14 protein-coding genes and 1 pseudogene are annotated in these 12,368 nt (G+C 43.2%); 1 reads left to right on the forward strand and 14 read right to left on the reverse strand.

Annotation, left to right across the window (positions count from 1 at the left end; translation table 11 throughout):
* Nucleotides 1-21: 21 nt before the first annotated feature.
* The 9 genes and pseudogenes from HNQ46_RS10400 to HNQ46_RS10440 form a co-directional block, all read right to left on the reverse strand.
* Entirely contained in the window at nt 22-429 is a 408-nt protein-coding gene (locus HNQ46_RS10400; RefSeq protein ID WP_183684625.1) for a flavodoxin family protein, read from the reverse strand.
* Nucleotides 430-732: 303 nt separating this feature from the next.
* A complete protein-coding gene (locus HNQ46_RS10405; protein WP_207720032.1) occupies nt 733-1,446 on the reverse strand; it encodes a hypothetical protein in 714 nt (237 codons plus the stop codon).
* A 6-nt stretch (nt 1,447-1,452) separates the two neighbouring features.
* Nucleotides 1,453-1,512 (reverse strand): hypothetical protein, encoded by a 60-nt coding sequence (locus HNQ46_RS12350; protein ID WP_156778147.1) that lies wholly within the window; start codon nt 1,510-1,512, stop codon nt 1,453-1,455.
* 8 nt (nt 1,513-1,520) lie between these two features.
* Nucleotides 1,521-2,739 (reverse strand): annotated as a pseudogene (locus tag HNQ46_RS10415) (RNA-binding domain-containing protein).
* Nucleotides 2,740-2,825: 86 nt separating this feature from the next.
* Nucleotides 2,826-3,764: a Fic family protein gene (locus tag HNQ46_RS10420; RefSeq protein ID WP_183684626.1), complete on the reverse strand. Its 939-nt coding sequence runs from the start codon at nt 3,762-3,764 to the stop codon at nt 2,826-2,828.
* A 419-nt stretch (nt 3,765-4,183) separates the two neighbouring features.
* A complete protein-coding gene (locus HNQ46_RS10425; protein ID WP_183684627.1) occupies nt 4,184-5,344 on the reverse strand; it encodes an iron-containing alcohol dehydrogenase in 1,161 nt (386 codons plus the stop codon).
* 59 nt (nt 5,345-5,403) lie between these two features.
* Nucleotides 5,404-5,625: an alpha/beta hydrolase family protein gene (locus HNQ46_RS10430; protein WP_183684628.1), complete on the reverse strand. Its 222-nt coding sequence runs from the start codon at nt 5,623-5,625 to the stop codon at nt 5,404-5,406.
* A gap of 101 nt (nt 5,626-5,726) precedes the next feature.
* A complete protein-coding gene (locus tag HNQ46_RS10435; RefSeq protein WP_183684629.1) occupies nt 5,727-6,590 on the reverse strand; it encodes an aldo/keto reductase in 864 nt (287 codons plus the stop codon).
* A gap of 25 nt (nt 6,591-6,615) precedes the next feature.
* Entirely contained in the window at nt 6,616-7,092 is a 477-nt protein-coding gene (locus tag HNQ46_RS10440; protein ID WP_183684630.1) for a flavodoxin, read from the reverse strand.
* Between the two features lie 188 nt (nt 7,093-7,280).
* On the opposite strand from HNQ46_RS10440, the gene HNQ46_RS10445 reads away from it, so the two are divergent.
* The gene (locus HNQ46_RS10445; protein ID WP_183684631.1) at nt 7,281-8,138 is read left to right on the forward strand and encodes a LysR family transcriptional regulator; all 858 of its coding nucleotides are present in this window, start codon (nt 7,281-7,283) and stop codon (nt 8,136-8,138) included.
* A 165-nt stretch (nt 8,139-8,303) separates the two neighbouring features.
* On the opposite strand, the gene HNQ46_RS10450 is transcribed toward HNQ46_RS10445, so the two are convergent.
* The 5 genes from HNQ46_RS10450 to HNQ46_RS11985 all read right to left on the reverse strand — a co-directional run bounded on the left by HNQ46_RS10450 (nt 8,304) and on the right by HNQ46_RS11985 (nt 12,354).
* Nucleotides 8,304-9,359 carry an alpha/beta hydrolase gene (locus HNQ46_RS10450; RefSeq protein ID WP_183684632.1) on the reverse strand — a complete coding sequence of 352 codons (1,056 nt, stop codon included), beginning with the start codon at nt 9,357-9,359 and terminating at the stop codon, nt 8,304-8,306.
* Nucleotides 9,360-9,383: 24 nt separating this feature from the next.
* Entirely contained in the window at nt 9,384-9,830 is a 447-nt protein-coding gene (locus HNQ46_RS10455) for a flavodoxin family protein (RefSeq protein WP_183684633.1), read from the reverse strand.
* A 15-nt stretch (nt 9,831-9,845) separates the two neighbouring features.
* The gene (locus HNQ46_RS10460; RefSeq protein ID WP_183684634.1) at nt 9,846-10,835 is read right to left on the reverse strand and encodes an aldo/keto reductase; all 990 of its coding nucleotides are present in this window, start codon (nt 10,833-10,835) and stop codon (nt 9,846-9,848) included.
* Nucleotides 10,836-11,030: 195 nt separating this feature from the next.
* On the reverse strand, nt 11,031-12,071 hold the full coding sequence (locus tag HNQ46_RS10465) for an alpha/beta hydrolase (protein WP_183684635.1): 1,041 nt from the start codon (nt 12,069-12,071) through the stop codon (nt 11,031-11,033).
* A gap of 52 nt (nt 12,072-12,123) precedes the next feature.
* On the reverse strand, nt 12,124-12,354 hold the full coding sequence (locus HNQ46_RS11985; protein WP_243155916.1) for a hypothetical protein: 231 nt from the start codon (nt 12,352-12,354) through the stop codon (nt 12,124-12,126).
* Nucleotides 12,355-12,368: the final 14 nt, after the last annotated feature.

Below are 12,368 nucleotides of genomic sequence, written 5' to 3' on the forward strand. Positions count from 1 at the left end.
TCACCTTCCCAAACTTCCAATTTATATGTACAATTCACATTTATTTCTGACTGAGCAAGCCTTTTTAATTACTATTCCCGCAACTGCCGATACAGCTGCAATCACATGAAAACCTGCTTCCACAGCATAATCTTCCATCTGTACAAGCGTGTTCTCATATGCTCTGTTGCCGTATACAGCAACAATTGCGCACTTACACTGATTACCTTTAATCCTAGCAAGCCGATCTAATGCGAGCTGTGGTGCTACTCCACCAAAAGACGGCATTGCGATCACAGCTATGTCTTCTTTCGTAAATGAAATGGAACTAAAATCCAAATCTGTTTTTGAAAGGTCTACGTCTTTCACTTCATTCCAGAATTTTGTTATTGTCTTTGTTACCTTTTCAGTTCCACCTGTTGGGCTAAAAACAATTCTATATTTATTCATTTTACATTTTCTGACCTCCGATTTAATCTACTTTTCCTTCACATCCAATCCACTGCCTGCAACCATCCAAAATGGTCGAGTTGCCGGATTGGTTGTCAGCCCTTTTCGTTTTCCAAAAATCATTCCAAAATACCTGACATCTAATTCACTATTTCAAATCGTGACATCAAGACAACCGTCTCCATACGAGAATTTTAAGCTTTTTCTATACTAGACGATATATTCATAAAAAATTTTTTTAATAACATTACATCTATTGTATTCAGACTGAATATAAAAATCTCAATAAGGTTATTTAAGATTTCAGTCTCCTATTTTATTTACTCTATCTGAGGCTGGATCCACCTTAAACCAATGTTCCGAATTTCGCATGCATTGCAAAGCAGGCACCTTCTTTATAACCTCGCGTTTTGTTCTACCATCTGAATATTTTATATCTTTCCATTCTACTGCCTTATTGAAGTATTTCATTGTGCCACCACATATAGGGCATTTATCAATATGGATTTTTTCTATTGTAATTCTTCTTCCCAGACCACTTATTGCATAATTAAAGAATAACGGATGTCTAGTTTCTTTTTTTGTAATACTTCTCAAAGACATGATAAGTACAAAAAATATAAATATTACAGCAAAAATTACGACATAAATATTATTATTTAATTCCGCTTTAATCCTCTTATTGGCTGTTAAATTAATTATAGGTTCAAATATTTTATATAGTGGAAAAAGCCCTATTAAAGAAAGTATAAGTCCCATCCATGAAAGTATTGCCATTGTTATTGGACTTCTCCAAATAGGTTCCGGTGTATATCTTGCAACCTTATCTTCTTCATCTTTCTTAGAATAATTGTTACCTGCTACAATATTAGTAGGGCCATTAAAAACATTCCCTGAAACATTATTAATGTTAGACTTAGAATACTTATCTCTCATATATTTTCTTGTACGAAGATTTTCTTTATTGATTACGCTCTTTTTCCTGCCAGACATCATGCACTCCTTAAGTAATTTCATTTTCTTCTATAGGGGTAATTCCATGATGTCAACTATATCACAATTCAGCATTTTGCACACTTTCATTAGAACTTCTATTCATTCAGTTCCCAGTGTCCGCTATTACCACTTCCTACATACTTCAAATTATCTATTTCCTTCAAAGTTCTTTGTATCGTCTTTACACTTACCCCTACACCTTCTGCAATAGCCTGTCTTGTAATTTTATTATTTAATCTTACTTGTGCTTTTATAAATTCAATCAGTTCATCTCTGCCCTGGGGGACATCGTGAGGGACACTGTGAGGGACATTCCCTCCACCCACCTTTTGCGTCGCTATCTTCTTCAAAGGAATAATCGTTCTGAATATATCTCCTTCCTCAAATAGCGGATTTTGTCCTGAATAAAGCTGTGTGTACTTGTAGGTATTTCTCATTCCTGAGCCTAATTCATCAGCAAGACCTATTTCTCTAAATACCTTTGATATAGCAGGGTTTTTAGGAAATGGCTCAAATTTCTGCAAGTCTAATGCTCCCATACCATGAACCAAGTTGCTGTTTTCAACAGTAATTTTCTCATCATCAATAATCATCTTTGCAGGATACCCACTTGAATAATCTCTATGAGCCAGTGTATTTGATACTATTTCTCTAAGTATCCTATCTCTTGCATTGACATTCACAATTCCGTCCAATACAAATAGATCATTCAAATGCTTCTGCCCAAACTCTATAAGTCTGTCATAGCTGTCAATCAGATTTGTTATGACAACATCTCTATCGTCATATCTATCCTTATTTTCAACCCTAAATATCGCATCTGTTTTGTGCTGCGGAAGAACGGACATAATAGAGTTGTCTTTTCCAAATAACAAAATAGCTTCCTTGCTTTCTTGCGTATAGCTTATATACAAGTTCGGAATGGTCTGTTATATTGATGCCTCCCTCATAAGACCTATCCCAAATTCTTCCGTTATGTCTGCACACCTGATAACCTTCAGGAACCTTTATATAAATTACTTTTTTCTCATCTATATCAAAGACTTCAGGAAGCAAATAAAGTGGCGGATACATCTTTTGCGGATTATTGATTGCCGTAGTAAATTCCTTAATCACTTTATCAACTTTGTCTTTACTAACACCAACAATCTCTCTTTTATCATTTACACCAAGTAAAATATGTCCGCCATTTCTATTGTTGAAAGAGCATACTGTATCAAAGACATCTTTGGTTAAAGCATTTTTGGATTCTTTAAACTCGACATCTATCTTCTCTCCATTTTGAATTAGCTGCTTTATCTCTTTAGAATCCATATCCTTTGTCGCTGAATATATTGCTGGCCGTCTTCATACTATTAAAAAACAAAGCCGGATCATTTTTAGAAAAAGCTGTTAAACCCCTAAAAGCGCTTCCAACAACGCTCTTTTAGGAATGCTCCAATAAGCTCTAGTGGCTCACCTTCATAATACCGAACTAATAATTTTTTAAACTCCGGTACATCCTTTTCCGGTATAACTAATAACCCCATACCTTGTGCAATCAAATAATGATTTGCAAAAATAACTGATGCTCGCTTATTTCCATCTTTGAACACCTGTGTTTTCATACAATACATACATAATTCAATCGCTGTCTCTATTGGATCTTTGTCTCGGCTTCTAATTTCTTCTATTTGTCCGATAACGGCAGATTCAACAGGCAATGGTGGCACATAATTTGTTCCTCCGATCTGTATGGGAATACCACGAATACGGCCTCCGTCATAGAAGAAACCTTCATTAACCAGCTTTGCAATATGGCAGAGCATGTGATAATTACTTTCACTTTGAATAACATCTCTATCCAGAATAAATTCCCAGGCATGTTTCAAGTTAAGAATTTTTTGCACGTCAGTAGCCGATACTCCACTAACCTTTCCGTTCTCTATAATGTCCTCTGTCTGTGGAAATGTGGTTGCAACACCTTCTAAGACTGCCTGATCATAGATATTGGCTTTCATATTGGCTCTGGCAAAATCCAGGTTCTGTAACACTCTAGTCGAAAGTTCCTTATCTTCATAACCAAGCACCGCTAAATCTTTATTGATTTTACGAAGAGCTTTATTTAAATCTTTTCGTTCTTTAGCATTACGCAAAAGCAACTGATACAGTTCGTCTGAATACAGGTCCACATAGGTAGATGTTAGTTTTCCTGCCACTCGTTTACGCATGTACAAGTATCTTGCATCATTCGATACCTTAATTTCCGGATTTCCATCATATGGCATTAGATTCATTCTAGCCTGTATATCTGCTCTTTGCTGTAATAATTCTTGAATTTCTGAATAATTTGCCCCCATTGCTGTCACCTCTTTCGTTTTAGGGAACTTTTTTATTTGAATAATACAAAAAAGTTCCCTAATTATCAAGAATGATTTAGAGAACTTTCTAATGCAAATTTTTCTAATACTTATTCCATGATTTGTGCATAGCTTTCCTTGACTTCAGTACTTGTTAAATTAAGTTCATCAAGCTAAATTTCAACATTTATATGCTTATGGACATCAATTTTGGACAATAATGCCACTGTCTCTACATGTATGATGTTTGCAATCCATTCAACTGTAGATGTACCGTCTTGTGCCAGCCTGTTCTGTCTGCTGTGCCTGCTCTGTCCGGGCCGGCGCACTTTCATCTGAATCAGCGTTTGGATTCGCGCTGCTGCATGCCGCAAGGGACAGCGTGATGGTAAAGGCAGCGATAATTGACATCAGTTTCTTTATCTGCATTCCAAAAGCACCTCCAATAATTCTTCCCTGCTGAATTTCTTAGCACAGCCGCCGGTCAGAATCGTCGTATCTGCAATCGCCTTGAAATTCGTATCCTCCGGAATATTCATCTCGGCAAATGTTGTCGGCAGTCCTATCTCCTTGATAAATGCGGCAAGAGCATCAATAAATGCATCTGCAAGTTCTTCCTCGCTTTTACCTGTAGGATCAATATCCCATACTTCAACAGCAAGCCTTGCAAACTGTTTTACCGCTTCCGGGAGCATATGCCTGTAAAGCACGGGATGCAGCACCGCCAATCCCTGTCCATGATTACAGTCCGTAAAAGCACCCAGCTGATGCTCCAGCATATGGCATTGGAAATCGGTTGCTTTTCCAATCTTGAGGATTCCGTTTTCCGCCATTGCAGCAGCCCAGATCAGTTCACTTCTCGCCTGAATATCTTCGGGATTCTTAAGTGTCATCCTTATGTTTCTGATGATGTTTCTCTGAGTTGCCTCATTTATCTCATCAGATAAATTCACGTCACGAGGCGATCCCATATAGGTCTCCATACTGTGGGACAATGAATCAAACGCACCTGAGATCACCTGCTTCATCGGCATCGTCATGGTATACACCGGATCAAGAATTGCGAAATCATAGAAAGCTCCCCGAAGCGGAGATTTTGACTTCTTCTCTTCATTCGTGATCACTGCTCCGTTATTCATTTCCGCGCCGGTGCCAAAAGCAGTAACCACAGCGCCCATTGGAATAAACTCTGTCGGGGTACCATGCTCTGCATACTCAAAGTCCCAAAGATCCTTTTCCATCTTTGCCTGGGCTGATACAATTTTACAGCAGTCGATTACAGAACCGCCGCCAACGGCAATAATAAAATCTATCTTGTTGTCCCTTGCCAGCTTCGCCCCTTCCTGTACCTTTGCATATGTAGGGTTGGACATGATACCGGTAAACTCTGTAATCTTCTTTCCCGCAGCATTAAGAATACCGACCAGCTCGTCATAAACACCATTTTTCTTAATCGATCCGCCGCCGTATGCAAGCAGCACATTTTCTCCAACTTTTGCAAGCTCTGCCGGCAGGTTCTTCTCCGCTGCCTTTTCACCAAAATAGACCTTTACCGGGTAACTGTATGTGAATGATTCCATTTTTTCTCTGCCTCCTATTCCAACAAGGTAGGAGCTCATCACCCCTGCCTCTTTCTTTTTTATAAGTTCTTTTCAAAGAATGGTATGATGTACTGGGACGTCTCCGAAACAAACGGTTCCAGATCATACATATCAAAGTGGCTTGCCTCAGGAATGACATGCATCGCCTTGTTGTCATGAGGTACTGCGGCGAAGATCTCTCCCGAAGAAGGTTTTGACCATGCGTTCTCGCCCGAGATCACAAGATAAGGCTTCTTCATATCTTTCATGATCTCTGTCAAATTGTACTTGACAAGCTCCCCAGCATAGCTGGGGGATTAGGATTTTCATTAAATACTACTTTCTGTACATCCATCATCGTATTCTCCTTTCATCATCCGACTTAGTGGATCTTCATTCCATTTAAAGCCTTTACAAGCTGCGGATCAAAGTGGTTTATGATCTCGCTGTGTCCGAGATCCTTTTCACCGATCTTCTTCATCTCGTCCTCTGTAAGCTCGAAATCCCAAATGTTAATGTTTTGCTCCATTCTTTCGACATGCGTGGACTTCGGCAGGATGGACACGCCCCTCTGCGTGTTCCAGCGAAGTGCTACCTGCGCAGCAGTCTTTCCGTATTTCTCGCCGATAGCAGAAAGCTCAGTGTCGGTAAAGATTCCATGTTTACCCTCCGCAAGAGGCCCCCACGCCTGCGGAACGATCCCATATTCTTTCATCAGAGCAATAGCATCTTCCTGCCGGAAGAAGGGATGAAACTCGACCTGGTTAACAGCCGGGATGACCTCCACATTCTCACAAAAATTCGCGAGCACAAACGGATAGAAGTTCGATACGCCGACGGCCTTCGTCAGTCCTTCTTTATATGCTTTTGTGATCCCTCTGTATGCTGCGAAATAATCTCCCAGAGCCTGATGAAGCAAGACGAGATCCACATATTCCATATCAAGTTTTGCAAGGGATGCCTTTACTGCCTCATAAGCAGTATCTTCATTCTTTTCATCCTGCACCCAGACCTTTGTGGTTATGAACAGTTCTTCCCTGGTCACGATTCCGTCAGCTATAGCTCTCTTTACAGCCTTGCCAAGAGCCTCCTCATTCATATAAGCTGCCGCGGTGTCAAGCAATCTGTATCCTGTCTTGATCGCGTCATAAACGACTCTTTCGCACTCATCAGCATCCGGGAACTGAAATACTCCGAATCCTTCAAGCGGCATCTTTGCTCCTGTGTTAAGTGTTACGTATTCCATGGTAAGACCCTCCTTTTATTTTTGATCAGTTATTGAACCCGTTTTCTGCAAGCCATCTGTCCAGCTTCTTAATATCCTTGTTGAAAAGCCCCGGCTGAATATCTGCATTCCGTGCGCTCTTCTTCGCATCGGCTATGGACGTCGTAAAGTAGTTCGGATCATCCGTGTAGGAATTTGCGAAGATATACACCGTCTTCCCCTTCCAGTCCGGATATGATTCAAGGAATGTCCACACCGGCATTGGGGATGTATACCACCAGATCGGGAATGCCAGGATGATCTTGTCGTACCGGCTGACATCCGGAAGAGGTCTCTTCACATCAGGTCTGATCTTTTTGTCAATCTCTTCCTTCGCTTCCACATATGCGCAGGTATTATAATCCTCGCTGTACGGAATCTGGCGTTCCAGCCTGAACAGTTCCCCTCCGGTCTTTTTGGCAATATCCTTTGCTATCTTCTCGGTATTTCCGCTCCATGAAAAATATACAATCAGCGTATTCATATTTCCCTCCGTTATTGTTTCTATCTTTCTGCTTGTTATGCTTGTTATGCTTGTTATGCTTGTTATGCTTGTATTTTAGATGATATCCTTCTGCATGTAAAATCAAACTTGCGTATGAAAATATACTTGCCGCGTATATTATGATAATGTATAATGGTGAAAAGCCTTACAGAATGGGGGATTCATGAATGATCGAGACATATCTTCTGGAGCACCTTGCAGCGTTCAAAAAATACAAAACTTTATCTGAAGCAGCTGAACAGGTGCATGTGACACAGCCCACCATGACCCGCTCCATGGCTAAGCTGGAGGATGTTTTCGGTGTGCCGCTTTTTACAAGGGAAAAGAAAAGACTTCGCCTGAATGACAACGGGGAACTCGCCGCAAAGTATGCTGAAGAGATACTTGACATGCAAGACAAGATGTTTTCGCAGGTAAGGCAGCTTCACAGACTTTCAAAGACCATAACTGTTGGCTCTATTGCCCCCGGTCCCATTATGGAACTGACCCCGACCCTGACGAGCAATTTTTCCAAAATGACAGTCTCAACAGAATTAAAGGATGAAGATAAACTCATAACCGGTCTGAAAAACGATATCTATCAGATGGTCATTCTTCCGCATCCTTTCAAAGAGGACGGCTTCTATTCGCAAAAATGCGGTTCAGAACAGCTTTGCGCCTCATTGGTACCGACACATCCTCTCGCGGAAAAAAGCTCCGTTTCCTTCCATGACCTGAATGGCGAAAACTTCCTGATGGCCTCCGAAGTCGGGATGTGGGATTCCATCGTCCGAGCAAATATGCCGGATTCACGTTTTCTGCGCCAGGGCAGCACGGATGAACTATGGGAAGTTGCAAGTTCATCTACAATGTCCGGTTTTTCCACCGACTTGACATTACGAGTCCTCGGCGGCAAGAAGAACCGTGTCAACATACCTTTTTCAGATGATGTAAGCTATACTGACTACTATTGTACTTGCAGGGCATCTAAAAAATCTGAGTATAAAAGGTGGTTCGACACCCTTAAGCGCAGGGTAAATGACTGAATCAAAAAAAGGTGACTGACAGAGAAAACATTCTCATCCGCATTGAAAATCTTTCATAAGACCTTCTTATTCACCGAGTGTTGTAAAGAATCCTCCCATCTGCTGATCATTCTCCAGGAGATTCGAATCTGCATGATCTGCGGTCGAATTTCTGATTCTCCTTCCTCAGTCGTTCCAGAACCAAAGCAGTGCGTTGAATGTATATTGATTCGCCGCTTCCGGTCCGTGGGTACCGCCTTCATATATTCTGTAAGATACGTTTCCATCTACCTCATTGTTTGCAAGATGGAACGTATCGCTGTACTCATTCACCATACTGTTTATCTGATAAGAAAAGCCGGATGCCGCAAAATCCTCCGTTCCTGTCGCAGTCCAGATGAAGAAGTCCTCGTCTGTCCACCCAGAGGCTCTGACTACGGCATCAATCCATGCACCGTCTCCCATATTGCCGCTCATGGGCATAAAGTAGCGGAAATAATCAAGGCAATACTGAAAGGTATGCCAGGTATTCACACTGCCCATGGAAAAGCCTCCGAATCCCCGGTGGTCACGGGTATCTTTCAGGTTTTCAGGCGAAGTATTATAGTCCGCCCAGGTATGGTATTTGCCCTCTACAGCAGGGATCAGGTCATTCAGCAATTCATTGTGGAACCGATCTGTCAACTGTAGGGCAAGGCTGTAATCCCAGCTGTCCTGTCCGCTGGTGTTGTTATAGGTCGGGCATACCAGGATCATCGGCTTCATCCGACCGTCTTGAATGGCATGGTCTACAGCATGCTTTAGCTCTGACGGCTGCTTGTCCGTTCCGAGGACGGTTTCTTCATTGCTCCAGCCGCCGTGACTGAGATAAAAGATATTGTATTTTTGCGTTTCATCATATCCGTAGGGAAGATACACCCAGGCGGTCTTGTTCAGCTTCTGACTGTGCTGCTCATAGGAAAAGGACTCCCATGTCTCATAATCCAGCTTGACAAGCGTTCCTTCCCGTGCGGCAGGCTTTCTGTATTCCACAGAGATGACTTCCAGTTCTTCCGGTATATCTTTTGCATTTTTTGTAAATGGTTCCATTGTGCTTTCCTCCGCCTGCACTGCTGTTTCTTTTATATTCTGCTTAGCTGTATCTGACGACACTGTAGGTTTCACAGTCTCCTGCTTGCTGCAGGCCGTAAGAGTGCAAAGAACCACAAGGGCAAGCAGGAGTGATACTATTTTCTTTTTCATATCGATATCACCCCCGCCCACCGATTAATCCACATTTATTTTCTTTGCTTCCTGCGAATTCGTTACCATGCCCTTATAAGCAAACCCATACACGCTGGCAAAACGAGACATGGTAAACTCACATGCTTCAAGCTGCCATTTCTCCGGTGAAGCACCCTGCATAATGAAATACAGATTCTTGCCGCTGAACTCGCCCTGTTCGATCGGTCCGTAGCAACGGTCAAGGAAATTCCTCATTAAACCGCAGATGTTATGCCAGTACATTGGCGAACCCATGACCACGGTATCCGCCTTGCGGATCGCATCAATAACTTCATTAAACTGGTCATCCGGATATTCCTGACCATAGGAATAGATTTTATAGTCGATGAGATTTAAGGTTGCGTACTCTTTTCCGGTAAGCAGTTCCTTCGCCAGCTTTGCCGTGTTGCCGTTCTTATTCGGACTTGCGTTGATAAACAAAATGCTCATTTTTCGTTTCCTCCATTATTTCCTCACAGGAGAGCCGCCGAATACCGCCGACATCTCCATGTGATTCAGTTTTTCATCAATACTTATGACCTCTTCCGCTGTCAGGCTGATCTCCACCGCACCAAGATTTTCTCTGATGCGCTCTACTTTTCTCGAACCGGGGATCGGAACGATATAAGGCTTCTTGCAGAGCATCCATGACAAGGAAATCTGCGCAGGTGTGGCGTTCTTTTCTTCCGCAAGATTTCTGATCAGCGAAAGAAGTTCTCTGTTCTGTTCAAACGCCTCATCAGAATACTGCGGCATAGCACTGCGATAATCCGCTTTATCAAACTGCTCACCCTTTGCAAAGGCATCGGACAAAATGCCGTTGGCAAGCGGAGAAAAGGCCACATATCCGATATTCAGTTCTTCCAGAACCGGGAAGAGGTTCTCATGCCATCTTGCCATCATGGAATACCGGTTTTGAATGCAGGTCACAGGACATACTTCATGTGCCCTTCGAAGATATTCCTCATTTGCCTCGGAAATTCCCCAGTGAAGTATTTTGCCTTCTTTTATCAGGCCGGACATGACGACTGCCACTTCTTCCGGCTCTACATTCGGATCGATGCGGTGCTGATAGTACAAATCTACGTGATCCATACCAAGCCGTTTTAAGCTGCCTTCGATGGATGCTTTTATCGTTTCCGGGCGTGAGTCCAGGACAAGCTGGCGGTTCTCATGCTTAACGCCGAACTTTGTGGCAACTTTTACCTGATTCCGATATGGAGCAAGCGCCTTTCCTACCAACTCCTCGTTGTTGTAGCTGATACTCCCATCTGCCTTTTCACCGGTATAACATTCAGCCGTATCAAAGAAGGTATAGCCCATTTCCACAGCCTGCCGAATCGCGTTAATGGCTGTGTCCTCATCTGTTGCAGCTCCGTATGCGTGGGAAAATCCCATGCAACCCAGACCAATAGGCGACACCTCCAGGTCTTTTCCTAAGATTCTGTTCTTCATAAATACCTCCATCAATAATCTGTTGTTATTCGGTACCCGGCCTTTTAAGCGTTTCATCTACCGCTGTATCTTTTCATAAACAGTCGGCCACAGCTTCGTTACAAGGAAAATGCCTTCTCTTGCCACGCCGCTCTTTTTGATACCTCTGCAGGTGCCGTTCTCGTTCATATATAGAATTTCTCGATTTCTTCTGTGTCACATCTGGTCTTCCCAAAATGCCACGGCATCATCGATCCATCCCTCGGCAACAGTTCCTGTTCCAAGTCCGAATCCATGTGGCAGCCCGTCGTAGGAATGGAACTCCGTGGGAATGCCCATCTCAGACATGGTATCCAGTCTTGATTTCATCGTCCGCCAGCTTGCGATACCGTCCCTTGTCCCTACGGCGCTGTAAGTCGGTGGCTCGTAGCCTGTCACTTCCGAAAGTCCGGTGTAATTTACGATGACAGCCGCAGGATGCGGATAGGCTTTCTCTCCGAAATACTCCGTACCGTATGTTCCTACCCAGTCTGCCATTCTTCCGCCTGCCGATCCGCCCCAAAGAGAATAGCCATCCGTATCTACCTGAAGTTCATCTGTATGCCGGGAGATAAAGGCGATCGCTCTCGAAAGATCCTCGCAGGCTGTCTGTGCGCCGGGACGATAAATCAGCGCAAAGGCATTGTATCCCATCTTGGAAAGTTCCAACGCGTGGGGAAAGCTGTCGTGCATCGCACCAACGTAGGCAAAACCGCCGCCGGCATTTACGATAGCGAACTTTGTGCCGGGATTTCCCTTAAAGAAGAACAAACCCGTATCTCTTTTCGCCGGATCTGCAGCCTTTTCCTCTTCCGTATAAATGTCATAAAAGATGGTGTCCCCGTTTTCCGCATGATTTCTCATGTAATTGCAGATCTCCACTGTCTTATCGGAATCTATGTAGTTGTACCAGGTAAGCGACAGATTGCCGAGTGTGCTACCGCCATAATAGCCGGAGTCCACCGGAAAAATCAGTCTGCCGTAATCGCCAAAAACGGGATCGTTTATCACATCTTCAATTTTTGTATTCGTTGTATAGTGTTCTGTCATAGTTTGTTTTTCTGTTTCCTTCTCTGTGTCAGGCATAAGGGACGCTTCATCTGTCTGTACATCCTCATTCAGTCTCGGAGCAACCTCTACATCCTGCGAAGAGTCGGCGCAGGAAGAGAAGCTGACAGCTAAAACCATCATGAATATCAAAGCCAATACTCTCTTCATGCGCCTGTCCTCACTTTCTTACAGGTTCTTTCCGAAGAATGGAATAATATACTCAAATGCTTCGGAGACAAACGGAGCCAACTCCTTGGAAATACAGTCCTTCGTAGCCGGGCAGAGTTACAAAAAGTGCATAAGGTTCGGAGCCGTCGTAGCTCTCCGGCATGTACAGCCCGAAATGGATATCTCCGTCATTTTCACTGTGCAATACATTGTCGAAGAGAAAGCCTCGAATATACTCGTCTCCGAAGTCGATTTCTGTCGGCGCCGGGATTTCGTTCTCCATGCCGATGACGCCTG

It is taken from the genome of Oribacterium sinus, from assembly GCF_014202695.1.
Taxonomy (GTDB): domain Bacteria; phylum Bacillota; class Clostridia; order Lachnospirales; family Lachnospiraceae; genus Oribacterium; species Oribacterium sinus.